Below are 15387 nucleotides of genomic sequence, written 5' to 3' on the forward strand. Positions count from 1 at the left end.
CCAGATAACAGCATTTCAGAGAGGGGGACTTTACAATGGACAGACTGCAGAAAATCCAGCAGCTTGCCAGGAAGGAGGCAAAAAAGATCAGCAGCTCCCCAAGGGACTGGATGGGGTACCTTGGCACGGCGGCAAAACTGTACCGTTATCCGTTTCCAGACACCATGCTGGTCCATGCCCAGCGCCCGGACGCCACTGCCTGTGTGTCGCTGGAGGACTGGAACGGGAAAGTAGGGCGGTGGGTAAGGAGGGGCGCAAAGGGGATTGCGCTGTTGGATGACAGCAGGGCGAAGATGAAGCTGAAATATGTGTTTGACGTTTCCGATACCCGTCTGGTGCAGGGCGGATGGACGCCTGTCCTCTGGAAGATGGAAGAGCGGCATGAAGCGGAAGTGCTTTCTTATGTGTCGGATACCTACGGGCTCAAGGGGAAGGAAGCGGCAGGCATAGGCCCGGCGCTCATGGCGGTTTCTTCCCGCATTGCGGAAGATAACTTAAAAGAAGCCATGCAGGGGCTGGACTATGAAGTGGAAGGGACATATCTGGAAGGGCTTGGGGAGGATGCTGTCAGGGTAACTTTCAGGGAGCTTTTGAAAAACAGCATCTTTTACGCGGCAGCCCTCCGGTGCGGCTTAGACCCCATGGAATACCTTGAGGAGGGGGATTTTGTGGGGATCACGGACTTCAATACCCCTGCGGCGCTGGCTGTATTGGGAAATGCCATAAGCAGCCTTACGGAGCCGCTCCTTCGGGGCATCGGCCGGACAGTGAAAGAAATTTGTCTGAAAGAAGAACAGAAAGCCCTTGAAAACCGTACAGGAATCGGTTACAATAAATTTAGCACTTTAAAGCATGAAACTGAAAGCGGGAAGGGAGGGAGTGCGGATGGAACTGACATACCACTGGGAGGGGGACTACCTGATCCCGGACCTGACAATAGAGGAGGAGCAGAGGCCCATCGGGAAATACGGGATGCTGCGGAAGACATTCTTAAAGGAGAACCGGGTGGGCTGGTACCAGGGCATGATGCTGGAAGGGAAGCTGGACAGCCACCTGGCGGATATAGAGGAAGCGGCAGCGGAGAGGATGGAAGCCTTAGTGGAAAGGCTTCTGGAGAAATATCCGGCGCCGGACAAGGGGAAGGACCCGCTGGCGTGGGCGGCGCATATGAACAGCCTGACGGCCATGGCGGAGGAGAGCGTCCTGCAGGAACTGGTGTACAGCTAGAGGGAGAAGGAAACGGACAGGATATGGAGAAAGCGGGGGAAACCAAAGCCCCTGCTTTTTCTGCGCATAGCGGAAGGTTCCCTTCCGTGGAGCAGCAGATACGGCAGATTGAGGAGCGTGTGCAGGCGCTGTATGCCGGGGAGATCACTATCCCCGCAGACGTAGTGGACGGGGTGCTCCGGGCAGGCGGGAACCGGAAGGGAAGCCTGCCGCATATTATTTATCATTTCATGGCTTCCCGGACGGAGGAGGAATCTGCGGAATTTATCCGTAAGGAATACGGGACCGGCGGCAGGGGCATTATCGTCGGCGGCAGGAAATATTCCGTCTGGCATGACGAGCTGGGGATGCAGATCGCCGCCGGGGATTCCGTGCATGGGGCGGTGCTGTATAAGGCATTCCTGACATGGGAAGAGGTAAGCGGGCGCATCCACCAGCTCCTTAGGCAGGGGGAATATGCCCCACAGGAGGTATTGGACGCGGCAGGTTCCAATGCAGATACGGAACATACGGACATATCAGCGCCTGTGGAAAAGGATATGGCGGAGGGTGTAGCGGCAGAGGGCAAGGAGTCTTTGCAGGAGGCAGTCCCGTACCGGGCAAGGGAGGGCTTTTCATGGGAGGAATCCCCGGCATTTATTACGCAGGACGAGATTGACGCTTATCTTACAAAGGGAAAAGCCCCAGACTGGCGGCTGGGCATTTATTCTTATTTTCTACAGGACAGGACGGATAAAGAGAAAGCAGCTTTCCTCTGGAAAGAATACGGGATCGGGGGCGGCGGGACTATCTACGATAACGCAGAGGATTCCGGTGTATGGCATGATGGGAAGGGACTGCTCCTCACCAGGGGGAGGCTTGAGGATGTAAAAGCGGAAGCCCTGCTGAAATGGCCGGCCGTGGCGAAGCGGATAAAATATCTGATTGGGCATGACAGATATTTAAGCACGGCGGATATTTCCCGTATGCCGGAGTATGAAAAAGAGAGGATTGTTTCCCAGGCCGCAAATTTTTACAGCCGCATCCCGGCAGCTGTTACACGCCCGTGGGACGGAACGCCGTCCCCGTATGAACACAGGAAAGAGATTGCCGGCCTTTTGGGAACCCCGGAGGGAGGGGATATTCTCGTTAAAAACATGGAACAGGCGCTGGCGGCGCTCCCGGCGGATTTTGAGGGCTATGATGAAAAGGAGCGTCTTCTGGAAAAGGTACGGGGATATGTGGAAGGCACTTATACCATTTTCCCGGAAAAGAAAAAAGGCATACAGGAAGGGATACGGATCGGGGACAGCGTGCAGCTGTCCTTATTTGATTTCATGGATATGAACGCCGCGCCTGTGGAGAAAAAAGCGCCTTCAGAGGAAGCACCAAAAGAATTTCCGCAAAAAGAATTTTTCCAAAACGAGCCTTCACAAAAGGAAAGTACGGGGGAACAGGCAGGAGACGTTTTGCATTCCGAAGATTCACTGGAAGCAGAAGGGACAGCAGAAGGGAAAAATCTTGAAGGACAGGGAAATGCAGAAGGACAGAAACATTCAGGAGAACCGGAAAATCCGGAAGGACAGAAAAACCTCCCCGCTCCGGCCAATTTCCGTATTACCTATGATGACTTGGGCGCAGGCGGGCCAAAGCAGAAATTCCGTGCCAACATGGAAGCTATTATTACTTTGAAAAAGATAGAAGGGGAAAACCGCACAGCCACGCCGGAAGAACGGGATATTTTGTCCCGGTATGTGGGCTGGGGCGGCATCCCGGCAGCTTTCGGGGAAGGTAACGGGGCATGGGCGACGGAATATATGCAGTTAAAACAGGCACTGACAGAGGAGGAATACCGACAGGCAAGGGCTTCCACCTTAAATGCGTTTTATACGCCGCCTGTGGTCATAAAGGCCATGTATGAAGCCCTTGGAAATATGGGATTGAAGCAGGGAAACATATTGGAGCCTTCCTGCGGCACCGGGAACTTCATGGGGCTTGTGCCGGAGGGAATGGGAGGCCTTAAGATGTATGGCGTGGAGCTCGACAGCATTTCCGGCAGGATTGCGGGGCAGCTTTACCCGGAGAACCGTATCTCCATACAAGGGTTTGAACACGCACAGTACCCGGACAGTTTTTTCGACTGCGTAATCGGGAACGTGCCTTTCGGCGCATACAAGGTGGCGGACAGGCGGTATGACCGATTCAATTTCCTGATCCATGACTATTTTATCGCAAAGTCCCTTGACCTTGTGCGCCCCGGCGGGGTGGTGGCGGTGGTCACGTCGAGCGGCACCATGGACAAGCAGAACCCTTCCGTGCGCCAGTATATCGCAAACCGCGCGGATTTATTGGGTGCCATAAGGCTCCCGGAGAATGCGTTCTTAAAAAATGCGGGGACGGAAGTGGTGGCGGATATCCTGTTTTTCCAGAGAAGGGACAGGGCGGCCCTGGAACAGCCAGAATGGGTAAGCCTTGACACTACGCCGGAGGGATATTCTGTAAACAGCTACTTTGCCGCCCACCCGGAAATGGTGCTGGGGAAATTTGCCATGGAAAGCACACAGTTCGGGAAGCAGGCGCTCACAGTAAAGCCCATGGAGGGCACAGCCCTGTCGGAACAGCTGAAGGAGGCAGTAAGCCATATTCAGGGAGATATCACGGACAGGGAGCCGGAGGAACTCCTGCCGGACCAGGCGGGCGCTTCCATACCCGCCGACCCTTCCGTGAAGAATTTCAGTTTTGCGGAAGTAAACGGGAAGGTATATTACCGGGAGAATGCAAGGATGAACCCGGTGGAGATCCCGGCAAAGACCACGGAGCGTGTCCTTGGCATGGTAAAACTGCGGGATATTACGCAGGAACTGATCCGCTGCCAGATGGAAGATAAAAGTGATACGGAAGTGGAAGCACTGCAGAAAAAGCTGGACACAGAGTATGACAGTTTTACTAAGAAATACGGCCTGATCAGCAGCAACGCCAACCGCAGGGCTTTCTCACAGGATTCCAGCTACTGCCTTCTGGCGGCGCTGGAGGTGGTTGACGAGAACGGGAATTTAGAGCGCAAGGCGGATATCTTTACCAAGCGCACCATACGGAAAGCGGAACCCGTCACCAGCGTGGATACCGCCAGTGAAGCCCTTGCGGTCTCCATCGGGGAAAAAGCAAGGGTAGACATACCGTTTATGGCGGAACTATGCGGGAAAACGGAGGAGGAAGCCACAAGGGAACTTACCGGGGTAATCTTTAAAAACCCGGTGACAGAAAAGTGGGAGGCGGCGGACGAATATCTTTCCGGCAATGTAAGGGAAAAGCTGCGCACAGCAGAATATTATGCAGAAAGCCTCCCGGAGTATGCGCCTAACGTGGAGTATCTTAAGAAAGTGCAGCCTAAAGACCTTGACGCTCCGGAGATAGAGGTGCGGCTGGGTGCTGCATGGGTGGAGGATACTTATATTACACAGTTCATGGGGGAACTGTTCCAGACACCGGGGAATTATCTTGGTAGAAAGATTGCGGCAAGGTATGCGAAAGAAACCGGGCGGTGGCATATTTCAGAGAAGAACCTTGATACCCGCGGAAATTTCCTCGTCACTTCCACTTACGGGACGGGCAGGGCAAACGCCTACCGACTTTTGGAAGACGCCCTGAACTTACGGGATACGAAGATATACGACAAGATAACAACGGAAGACGGGAAAGAAAAGCGGGTACTTAACAAGACGGAAACTATGGTCGCCCAGCAGAAGCAGGAGGTGATCCGGGAAGCCTTTAAGGAGTGGGTGTTTAAAGATCTTGATCGGCGGGAGGCATTGTGTCGGACCTATAATGAGCTTTTCAACAGCATCCGCCCCCGTGAGTATGATGGGAGTCATATCCGATTTGTGGGCATGAACCCGGAGATTACCATGATGCAGCACCAGAAAAATGCGGTGGCACATATCCTATATGGGGGAAATACCCTGCTTGCCCACTGCGTGGGTGCGGGGAAGACCTTTGAGATGGTGGCAGCAGGTATGGAGAGCAGGCGGCTGGGGCTTTCCCATAAGAATCTTTATGTTGTGCCTAACCATTTGACAGAGCAGTGGGGCAGTGATTTTCTGCGCCTGTATCCGGGTGCAAATATTCTAGTGGCAACGAAAAAGGATTTTGAGCCTGCAAACAGGAAAAAGTTCTGCTCCCGCATTGCCACCGGGGATTATGACGGTATCATTATCGGCCACAGCCAGTTTGAGAAGATCCCCCTTTCCATAGAGCGCCAGATTGCGGCCATAGAGCGGCAGATTGATGACATCATCCTTGCAATCTCAGACGCAAAGGCGGCGGAGGGGGAGCGCTATACCATTAAAGAAATGGAAAAGACAAAGAAGCTGCTGGACGCAAGGCTGGAAAAATTAAACAAGCAGGAGCGGAAAGACAATGTAGTGACTTTTGAGGAGCTTGGCGTGGATCGGCTGTTTGTGGATGAGAGCCATTTTTATAAAAATCTCTTCTTATACACGAAAATGCGTAATGTTGCAGGAATATCACAGACGGACGCGCAGAAAAGCTCCGATATGTTTATGAAATGTCAGTACATGGACGAAATCACGGGAGGTAGAGGGATCACCTTTGCCACCGGTACGCCCATAACCAACAGTATGGTGGAATTATATACTATTATGCGTTATTTGCAGTATGCCATTTTACAGAAGCTGGGGCTGGTGCATTTTGACGCATGGGCGGCGGCATTCGGGGAGACAGTCACCGGCATAGAGCTTTCTCCGGAAGGGACAGGATACCGGGCAAAGACACGTTTCGCCCGGTTCTATAATCTGCCGGAATTAATGGCTTTGTTTAAGGAATGTGCGGATATCCAGACTGCTGACCTTTTAAATCTGCCCGTGCCGGAGGCGGAATATGTCAATGAAGTGTTAAAGCCAAGCACGGAGCAGCAGGAGATGGTGAAGACGTTTGCACAGCGGGCGGAAGCTGTACGGGCAGGGGGCGTTGATCCGGCTAAGGACAACATGCTGCGGATCACCAATGACGGGAGAAAATGTGCGCTGGACCAGCGGCTCTTAAATGACATGCTGCCGGACGCGGAAGAGAGCAAGGCAAACCGCTGTGTGGAAAATGCTTTTGAAATATGGGAAAGAACCAGGCAGGATAAATCCGCGCAAATGATATTCTGTGACCTTTCCACGCCGAAAGCGGGTGTTTTCAATGTATATGATGACGTGCGGGAGAAGCTTGTGGCGGTGGGGATACCGAAAGAGCAGATTGCTTTTATCCATGAGGCGGCTACAGAGATAAAAAAGGCGGAGCTGTTTGCGAAAGTCCGTTCCGGACAGGTGCGTATCCTGTTAGGCTCTACGCCCAAGTTAGGTGCAGGAACCAACGTGCAGGACCGGCTCATTGCGCTCCACCACCTGGACTGCCCGTGGAAGCCTGCGGAACTGGAACAGCAGGAAGGGCGCATCCTGCGGCAGGGGAACAGGAATAAGAAGGTGTGGATATACCGGTACGTGACGGAATCAACATTTGATGCGTACCTATGGCAGATTTTGGAAAATAAGCAGAAGTTCATCTCCCAGATCATGACCAGCAAATCCCCGGTGCGCTCCTGCGAGGACGTGGACGATACCGCCCTGTCCTATGCGGAGATCAAGTCCCTTGCCACCGGGAATGTTTACATAAAAGAAAAGATGGAGCTGGATATCCAGGTAAGTAAGTTAAAGCTGTTAAAGGCGGAGCATGTCAGCCAGAAATACCGGCTGGAGGCAGATATCGCAAGGAATTACCCGGCGGAGATTGCTGAATTGAAAGAACGTGTCGCCGGGCTTTTGGCGGACGTTAAAATGGCAGCCCCTGTTCTGGAAAAGGCGGAGGGGAAAGATAATTTTGCCATGGAGATAAAAGGCAGGGTATATACGGACCGGAAAGAAGCCGGGGAGGCATTTATCTATGCCTGCCAGGGGCTGCGGGCCACGGACGATGCAAGGCCGGTGGGGAGCTTTAGCGGGTTTGGGCTGGCAGTCTTTTACAATGCCTTAAGCCAGCAGTATATGGCCAGAATTGGGGGAAAGTGCAGCTACCGGGTGGAGGTCGGCAGGGACGCCCTTGGCAATATGCAGCGCATCAGCAACGCCCTTGCAAGGATACCGGAGGAGCTGAAAGAGACAAAGCAGAAGCTGGAAAACGTGCAGCGCCAGCTTGCCATTGCGAAGGAGGAAGTGGAGAAGCCTTTTGTGAAGGAAGCGGAGCTTCAGGAAAAGTTAGAGCGACTGGCAGAGCTGAACGTACTTCTCAATATGGACGAAAAAAGCCCTGCGGAGGCAGTGGGGCTGGATGATGAGGACAGGGAGGCGGATGATATTCAGGATATTCCGGAGAGAGATATGGAAGAAGATATAGAGAAAAAAACTGCCGGAAACAGCAGGGAAAATAATCCGGGAATTTCCCCGGTTGTGGAAGAGACCGGGGAAGGACGGACAGAGGAACCGGAAGACCTGTGGGAAGATGAGGAAGGGTATGCCTGTGAAACAGGGAACGGATATTTTTCGATCCAGGAGACGGAAGGGGGATATGACTATACTTTTTACGGGGAAGATTACCGGATACTGGACGGTGGAATATATGAGAACCCGGCTGTGACGGTCAGGGAAGCAGCAGAGGATATCCTTGCAGATGAAGGGCTGTCCGCAGAAGGAATGATGACGGTAGATTATGGCTGGCTTATGGAGAAAGCGGAGGAAGCGGGGCAGACGGAAATACAGAAGCTTCCGCTTATATCGGGCAATACGGAGCCGGAAAAGGCGCTGAATGGATTAAGCCGGGCAGAAGTTGAGGAAATGGCGCTCTGCTATGCACAGGCACAGATTGAGCATGCAGGATTTGAGGAGGAAGTGAAGCTGCTGGGCGCAAGGGTATATGGGAGCAGAACCAGGGATGGGCTGTACCGGGAAGGCTCCGACATTGACGTTGTGATCTCCTATGCAGGGGATATCCGTGAGGATGACTTTTTTAACCTTCTGCATGGAGAGGATTTTGGCATGGCAGGGCTTCTCATTGACATGAACCCCATATCTCTGGAAAAAACAGGAACACTGGAAGAATATTTTGAAAATGCGGAAAAGTATCTGGACGGTAAAGAGGTACAGTTAAAATCCGCCAGGTCTGCACCAGAGGATCCCGACAGAATGGAAACGGGGCAGACATCAGAAAACAGGGAAAGGAAGTCGGTGCTGGCGGCACTGAAAGAGCGGCAGTCGGCCATAGAAAAGCGGGAAAACAGGGCGGAAAATTTAAAAGAATATAAGAAAAGGGGGCAGGAATTATGACTATGGAAAACCAGTTTGAAGTTTACCAGATGCGGCAGACGCCGGAGACAAGGCATATTCGTTTTCGTGCCTATCAAACGCTGCTGGAAAAAGGAATACGGGTCAGGAAGGAAGATTATGAACGGGTCTATACGGGAGCCCTGTGTCCGCAGGATACCCCGGAGGGAGTAAAGGAGCAGCTTGACAGACAGCCGCCCCGTTCCTTTGTAGGGCATTCCGTCAGCGTCAGCGATGTGCTGGTATTTTACAGGGAAGGCACAGTCATCTCTTACTATGTGGAAAAGACCGGGTTTACCGTGATAGAAAATTTTGTTGATAAAGAAAGCGGTTCATCTGGAACAGCAGTTTCCATTGATACAATAAATTTCCATATAGAAGGGAAAGCCGGGAGCTGGCTTGCCTTTGACAGTATCAGGCTGGAAGGACGGGAGTTTTTTCTGATGGAGCATGAAACTTACGGGAAGGAAGCCGCATGGGTAGTGGTGGACGGAACAGGGCGGCTGGCGGTGGATCATGTCAGGAACGGTTTTGACGGGGAAGTGAGGGGGAAGCTGGAAGAGTACATCCGCTCATCACAGCCGGAAGCGGAAGGGTGCAGCAAGGAAGAAACCCGGCGAAAGCCTGTTCCGGCAGAACCGGAAAGAACGCACACCTGTCAAAAGGAAACAAAGCTGCACCAAATAGAATCTGGAACAGATACGCCTACGCCTGACAACTGGCAGAAATATATGGAAAATGGGGAATACTTAAGAAGCGCAGAGAGCAGCGGAGAGCAGAATTATAATCTGATTGACGGGCGCAAAAACAATGGGTATAAGTCCCCGTCTGCGGTAAACAGTATGCCACCGAAAAAGAAGCCGCAGGGCAGGCCTTCAGTACTGGCAAAGCTCCACAAAAAGCAGGCGGAGATTGCAAAGCGCAGTGGGGAAAAAAGAGCGGCAGGCGGCGGTAGAAAATGATGCGGGGCGTGAACAGAAATAGAAAAAGGAGTGTCTGGCATTGTGCCGGGCACTTCTTTTTTTGGAATATAATTTAGTCTACAATTTAAGAATCCAGTTTTTAAAGAATTCTCGATTAGCATTCTGAATGCAGGTGTAAAATATTTAGTCTACACGCTATACGTGAAATTGCTGATAACATGGGCAGTTTGTCATGTAGACTGAAGAATAGTCGGGAATTAAGGATAAAAAACTGATTTATTGCCTGACTGAGTTGTGCCAGTCTATCAGGAAACGGATATAGTCCCCACTGGGTCCTTTGACAACCTGGTCAAACTTCACGCTGCGGATGTTTGTAAGGTTAGGGGTTTTTCCGAGAATCTGGTCAGTTTCATTCTGACGGAACAGGAGTAGCAGGCTTGCGGCAGAACCTTTTTCCGTATAGGCTGCGACTTCCACGGCATCGTTGCAGCCGGTCTCCCGCCGTTCCCTGCCAAGCTCCGATGTAAAATGTTTCTGAGCCTGAAGATATAAATTCCCAGCGGCTGTCTCCGCCATTTTGTTTTCGATAAAGGAGTTCCTCCCGCAAAGAAGATCATTCAAATGCATGGAAGTAATTTCTTTCGGAGCGGACTTGAAATAGAAGAGGAGCATCAGGGCTGTGTGATATTCATCATTGGTAAGGGTATAACCGGTGAGATTTTTCACACGTTCAAGGAATGATTTTGTTGCTGATTCCCCTGTTTCAGCCAGTCTGCTCTGCTCCATTTCTGTTTCGGTAGAAAACCGGACAGCAGGAATTTTGAATTTTTTGCTGTTATTGTTTTGCGCAATAATCGAGGATGCACTGCAGGCCGGGCAGGAAGAGGGCATATCATCCGCATGGAATATGTAATGGCATGCATCACAGGTGAAATAGTTCATGGCATGGCCTCCTTATGGCAACCGGTCAGACGGTTCCGAGCCGCCAGACACTTCTTATCATTGACAGTTACATGTGTACTTTCCATCTGCTGTTCATTGTAACGGTGGGGCGCTTTAGTGTCAATAAATGTGGGAAAGAAATTCTGGGAAATTTCAAGGTGGAACAAGTATTCAAACATCAGAAAAGGTGAGGGCAGATGTATTTATGGTATTTATGAAAAAACAGTTGCAAACTGGAAAAAAATATTTATAATAGAACATATGTTTGAAGTGAATGGGTAGGCGAAGAAGGATAATGGGGGTAGTGATGAAGGAGCAGGATAAACGTGCAATAGAATCGATGTGCCGGTGTGGGCTGGACCTTGAAGGTGTAATTTCTGTTTTTCCTACATTTCCCAAAGAGGACGTTATGGCAATCTATAACGCTGTAAAGGGACTGAATGCAGGGGCTGACGGGGAACTGAGTATAAGCATGAACTGTTCATAATCAGATGTGTATTTTGCAGGGAATTGTTTTAAAGGATATCAAAAAGCTGCATAAGAAACAGGCGTAGATTATACAGGGCAGTGGGAAAAGGATATTGGCAGGCGGCGAAAATGGCATGGAGCGTGAACGGAAGTGGAAGAGGGAGTGTCTGGCACTCCCGCCGGATGCCCTTTTTCATTTATGTACGCATGATTTTTGGGAGTGCCTTGCCTTTCGCAAGTTCATCCACCAGTTTATCCAGATAGCGGATCTCCTGCATTAAAGGTTCTTCAATGTCCTCCACGCGGACACCGCACACCACGCCTTTTATCAGCCTGCGGTTTGGATTTAATTCCGGTGCCTGTAAAAAGAAGTCTCCGTAAGTAATATCACTTCCCATAAGTCCATTCAGATTTTCTATGCTGTATCCGGTCAGCCAGCAGGTGATTTCATCAACTTCTTTTCTGGTGCGCCCTTTTTTCTCTGCTTTTGCAATCAGCATCGGGTATAGCTTCGCAAAGGGCATGCTGTATATTTTTTCGTTTGCCATGGCAGTATTTCCTTTCTAAAAACCGTCCAAATATTTTTTGCGTTTTGTTATTACTTCAACAACATGCTTAAGAGACTTAGGATAAGTGTCTTCATTCATATTGTCTAAAAATATTTTAGTGTTATCCGTTGAAAATTCATTATCAATAATTCCATCTAAACATGAGTGGGGATATAGCTGTCTCATCGCTGAAAACCATTTTTCATATTTTTTAAAATAAATATCGGGAATATCAAAGCAATATGACCTTTTACCTTTATCAGTATTTCCACCGGGCCATATAGGTATGACATTACCGAAAGAATCTATGTATTGTATAAAATTTGAGTCTATAATGGTCTTATTTAATTTCTCGTATTTTTTAAATTCCGCTGTTAAATATTCTAAAGAAAAATATTCACCTGCTTCGTTTTTTATAGTGTAATTTGTCCTTTTACATTTATCTGGATAAAAAACATAGATTCCTATTTGATAAATACCTATAAACGAATATAGCACATCTGTTTTTTTCCACTGAGAAATAATCATATGATTTTCATATTTTTTTTCGATTGATGGCTCTTTTGGATTAGTTTTCCATTGAAAATAATTTTCTATTGTATTTACCATATAACTTCCTCATGAATTTTTGATTTGTTTATTTATCCTATCATACCAGTCAGTCCTTAGCAAGATTCGAGATGGAAATCAGGATATGCTGTCTCGTTCCTGTTTTCGTGCTGGTCTGTTTTGTGATTGCCCCAGGGCAGAGCGGATATTAGTACAGACGGTATCCAATTCTTTCTGATAATCCCGGTAGTAATAGTATTTCTCCTGTGATTCTTTTTTCTGCATCAGTAGTTTTTCCTTTTCTGCTTTCAGCGTCTGTAAGGTAGGGAGCTTTCCGCCACCGGCTTTTTCCTTCAGGAATTTTACAGCGGCTTCATAAAGGGCAAGCTCTGAAGAATATTCCTGACGGAACTGCCTTTTGTTCTTTGACTTAAGGAACTGTGAATAAACAGATTTATTGGCAAGGTACTGTCCGGTATAGTGGATCTGCTCATTGACCTGCCGGAGCCTGCCTTCAATATCTTTCAGTTCTTTTCTGGAAGAGGAAGCAAGTTTTTTTATTTCGGCAAGTCTGCCCTCTGCATCTTCTACAGTGTTATATCCATGTTCCTGTACATAGGAAAGTGTTTTTGCCATGGCCTGCAGGTTGGAGAGTTTTACTTTTCCAGCGTAGGCTTTGCTCTGCTGGGCTTTAATACAGCGCTGTAAGTCTGTTACCAGACGAAGCCCGGATTTCTCAAATGAGGCTGTAGGTGTATCTGTCTTGGTTTGTATCTCCTGCTGATGTGCAGGGTGCTCCGGGGTATGGATTTTTTCTTTTGGCAAAATTTCTTTTTGCACAGTCCGGTCTTTCCCTGTATTTTCAAGATGGGAATTATTTTCAATCACTCCCATAAGGTAATCTTTTTCATAGTGAGTCCCAAGGTTTCTTCCGGTGATCGGTTTCTCACGGTCAGGGTGGAGATAGCTGAACCTGCCCCGGCTGATTTTAAATTTGACGTTGAATTTTTCTGAAAGTATCTGCTCAAATTCTTTGAGATCATGCGCGGAGGCGGCAGCTTCGTCAATAGAAGTGCGCAGGTATTCCTTCTGTGTCTGGAATACGGTAGTGCGTGGTGTAATACCTTCTGAGATCATCTGCCGGTTACGTTCTTCCAATTTTTTCTGGCCGCTGCGTCTGGCATGGTATTCTTTTTCTGTTATTTTCCGTTCTGCTTTCGTGAGTAAGTCTACCTGATGCAGATTTTCCCGCAGGCACAAATCCATAAGCGACTGCTTCAAATAAACAAGGTAATCGTTAGTTAAATGGTGCTTGTTTCCGGCGCGGGAATCGCAGTCACGCTCCATAAAATTCTGACGCTCCACATCATTTTTGCGGAGGCTGTTGATGACAATATGTACATGGATGTTGCCGCTCCCGTTATGCCCGTCCGTGTGTGTGCAGACAAGGGTCTGATGTCCGGGAAAGTTCTTTTTGCAGTATTCAAGCCCAAGCTGCTGTGCCTGTTCCCCGGTCAGCCCGCACTCGTCCCTGTCTTTCGGGTCGAAGCTGATGATGTAGTGGTGGGATTTGATTTCGTCATATTTTTGATTTTTATGGAATCGGGCATTCAGTTCCCTGCATTCCATATCAAAACTGAACGGATCGCACTCTACACCGTCAAGATAATATTCTTCCCGGAGCTGCATTTTTCCATTTTCATCAAGAACCGGTTTTCCAGTGTATTCATCATGTTGGAAAATGAGATATCTTTGTGCCTCACCATAGTCCGCATTCTTACTTGCTATGTGTTTCAGTATCGCCATGAAAATCACCTGCCATCTTTATTACTTCCTGTTGCATTTCGTGAATTTCTGCAAGACACCTGCCTATTGCCTGACGCATTTCCTGTGAATGGATTCCGCCCTGATTAAAGTGGCGGGCAATCTGGTTCAGGTTGCTTCCAATCTTGCCAAACTCTGCAACCAGTTTTTTTAGTTCCGGCACGTCTGCCACAATTTCATATTTTGCAATTACCTTTCCTTTCATTACCTGTCTGCGTAGAAATTCTGCAAGGGGAAGTCCTGCTCCGTTAGCATTTTCCATAATAATTTCGTATTCGGTGTCATTGAAGCGGAGCATGGCACAGTGGCTGCGTTTCAGTTCTTTTTCTTTTTTCGGTCTTGCCATATCATATCCTTTCCCGTGATAAAGCTGGATGGCTCTGCCATCGTGCTTTATCACGCTGCGAGAGTGTAACGGGAGCCAGTTCTGCATATCCGGAGGATATGCCAACCGAGGGTATGGGGCGCGGAAGCCCCATCAAGTAAGCCGGAGTGGCTCAAAATCCACGAAGTGGGTTTTGAGTTACGCAGGCGAAACTTGCTCTTCGAGAACTGAAAGCCCCTCTATAATAAAAGCCGATTTGAGAGAACGTATGCTACCGCATGGAAAAGAAAATTTTGAGAAAAAGTAAATGGGAAGAGAAGGGAAATGTAGAGGTAGCGGGCAAGGGTTGCAAAGCAACGCTTGCGTAAGAACGCTCCCGGAGCGAAGCGGAGGGATACGGTATGTGCGGAGGAACGGAGCACATTCCGTAAGCGACTGTGTGGAGAAAGCGTGGTGGGAGTGAAGCAAGGATACCGAAGGTATGCTTGCCCTGTGTGTGGAGAGAGAGGAAACGGAAAATCAGGTGCATGATGGAGCGGAGAGCGGAGCCGGAGCGACATGATGCAACTTGGTGGAAAATTAAAATATATATATTTGGGTACGGTTGTCGAGTCTGTAGAAAACAGAGTTTGAGGATATAGATAATCATTTACAATAGATGGTCGTATACGATACAATAAACCCATGCATATTTTCATTGGCAGTCAATGAAGGTTAAAGAATTAGTATGTATATATGGAAAGGGCAGGGCATTATGATACATTTATATACAGGTAATGGGAAAGGGAAAACAACCGCGGCTATAGGGCTTTGCATTAGGGCTTTGGGATGGAATATGCAAGTATGTTTTGCTCAATTTATGAAAGGTAATGATACGGGGGAATTGCATATACTAAAAAATCTGCCGGGAGTTAGTATTTTACGCAGTGAGAAAAATTTTGGCTTTTATAGTTCCATGTCAGAATCGGACAAGGAAGAACTTACAGAAATACATAATCGCATTTTGGACAAGATTTTAGAGCTTGCGGAAAGTGGAAATTGCCAATTAGTAATTTTGGATGAGATTACATATCCGCTTAATTGGGGATTGCTGGATATGGAAAAACTGAAGCGGCTTCTGACATTTGGAAAACAGGAAGCGGATAAGGAAATAGAACTTGTGCTTACCGGGCGCAGTGCCCAGGTATTTTTGAGCGATATGGCTGATTATGTCACAGAGATGGAATGTGTGAGCCACCCTTATGAAAAAGGGATAGGGGCAAGAAAAGGGATTGAATTTTAAAATA

10 protein-coding genes are annotated in these 15387 nt (G+C 48.7%); 5 read left to right on the top strand and 5 right to left on the bottom strand.

Going from position 1 to position 15387, the window contains the following annotated elements; genetic code table 11:
* The first annotated feature begins 35 nt into the window (after positions 1 to 35).
* Entirely contained in the window at positions 36 to 8525 is an 8490-nt protein-coding gene (locus D5281_RS12140; RefSeq protein ID WP_160560446.1) for an LPD16 domain-containing protein, read from the top strand.
* Positions 8522 to 9484, top strand: coding sequence for a YodL domain-containing protein (locus tag D5281_RS12145; RefSeq protein ID WP_277935334.1), 963 nt, complete (start codon positions 8522 to 8524; stop codon positions 9482 to 9484). Before D5281_RS12140 ends, D5281_RS12145 begins: the two co-directional genes overlap by 4 nt.
* Before the next feature lie 237 nt (positions 9485 to 9721).
* Here the strand turns inward: D5281_RS12145 and D5281_RS12150 are convergent, their stop codons facing one another.
* The gene (locus D5281_RS12150; protein WP_120472213.1) at positions 9722 to 10387 is read right to left on the bottom strand and encodes a hypothetical protein; all 666 of its coding nucleotides are present in this window, start codon (positions 10385 to 10387) and stop codon (positions 9722 to 9724) included.
* Between the two features lie 117 nt (positions 10388 to 10504).
* Here D5281_RS12150 and D5281_RS12155 point away from each other — a divergent pair, with 117 nt between their 5' ends.
* Positions 10505 to 10669 (top strand): hypothetical protein, encoded by a 165-nt coding sequence (locus D5281_RS12155; protein WP_160556036.1) that lies wholly within the window; start codon positions 10505 to 10507, stop codon positions 10667 to 10669.
* A 13-nt stretch (positions 10670 to 10682) separates the two neighbouring features.
* Positions 10683 to 10874, top strand: a complete 192-nt coding sequence (locus tag D5281_RS12160; protein WP_129178908.1) for a hypothetical protein — start codon at positions 10683 to 10685, stop codon at positions 10872 to 10874.
* Between the two features lie 178 nt (positions 10875 to 11052).
* Here D5281_RS12160 and D5281_RS12165 read toward each other — a convergent pair whose 3' ends face one another.
* From D5281_RS12165 to D5281_RS12180, 4 genes are all read right to left on the bottom strand, one after another.
* Positions 11053 to 11403, bottom strand: a complete 351-nt coding sequence (locus D5281_RS12165; RefSeq protein ID WP_120472215.1) for a DUF2200 domain-containing protein — start codon at positions 11401 to 11403, stop codon at positions 11053 to 11055.
* 15 nt (positions 11404 to 11418) lie between these two features.
* Positions 11419 to 12012, bottom strand: a complete 594-nt coding sequence (locus D5281_RS12170; RefSeq protein WP_160560447.1) for a hypothetical protein — start codon at positions 12010 to 12012, stop codon at positions 11419 to 11421.
* 78 nt (positions 12013 to 12090) lie between these two features.
* Positions 12091 to 13758: a relaxase/mobilization nuclease domain-containing protein gene (locus D5281_RS12175; RefSeq protein ID WP_120472217.1), complete on the bottom strand. Its 1668-nt coding sequence runs from the start codon at positions 13756 to 13758 to the stop codon at positions 12091 to 12093.
* Complete coding sequence (locus D5281_RS12180) at positions 13730 to 14122, bottom strand: plasmid mobilization protein (RefSeq protein WP_120472228.1); 393 nt, start codon at positions 14120 to 14122, stop codon at positions 13730 to 13732. The genes D5281_RS12175 and D5281_RS12180 overlap by 29 nt, the downstream gene beginning before the upstream one ends.
* A gap of 733 nt (positions 14123 to 14855) precedes the next feature.
* Between D5281_RS12180 and D5281_RS12185 the strand changes: the two genes are divergently transcribed.
* The gene (locus D5281_RS12185; RefSeq protein WP_277935335.1) at positions 14856 to 15383 is read left to right on the top strand and encodes a cob(I)yrinic acid a,c-diamide adenosyltransferase; all 528 of its coding nucleotides are present in this window, start codon (positions 14856 to 14858) and stop codon (positions 15381 to 15383) included.
* Positions 15384 to 15387 lie beyond the last annotated feature (4 nt).

This window comes from Parablautia muri, assembly GCF_009917485.1.
GTDB lineage: Bacteria > Bacillota > Clostridia > Lachnospirales > Lachnospiraceae > Suilimivivens > Suilimivivens muri.

Bases quoted from the DNA above. Each gene is read 5' to 3' on its own strand.
- D5281_RS12145 (WP_277935334.1), top strand. From the start codon at position 8,522: ATGACTATGGAAAACCAGTTTGAAGTTTACCAGATGCGGCAGACGCCG.
- D5281_RS12170 (WP_160560447.1), bottom strand. From the start codon at position 12,012: ATGGTAAATACAATAGAAAATTATTTTCAATGGAAAACTAATCCAAAA.
- D5281_RS12140 (WP_160560446.1), top strand. From the start codon at position 36: ATGGACAGACTGCAGAAAATCCAGCAGCTTGCCAGGAAGGAGGCAAAA.
- D5281_RS12150 (WP_120472213.1), bottom strand. From the start codon at position 10,387: ATGAACTATTTCACCTGTGATGCATGCCATTACATATTCCATGCGGAT.
- D5281_RS12165 (WP_120472215.1), bottom strand. From the start codon at position 11,403: ATGGCAAACGAAAAAATATACAGCATGCCCTTTGCGAAGCTATACCCG.
- D5281_RS12160 (WP_129178908.1), top strand. From the start codon at position 10,683: ATGGGGGTAGTGATGAAGGAGCAGGATAAACGTGCAATAGAATCGATG.
- D5281_RS12175 (WP_120472217.1), bottom strand. From the start codon at position 13,758: ATGGCGATACTGAAACACATAGCAAGTAAGAATGCGGACTATGGTGAG.
- D5281_RS12185 (WP_277935335.1), top strand. From the start codon at position 14,856: ATGATACATTTATATACAGGTAATGGGAAAGGGAAAACAACCGCGGCT.
- D5281_RS12180 (WP_120472228.1), bottom strand. From the start codon at position 14,122: ATGGCAAGACCGAAAAAAGAAAAAGAACTGAAACGCAGCCACTGTGCC.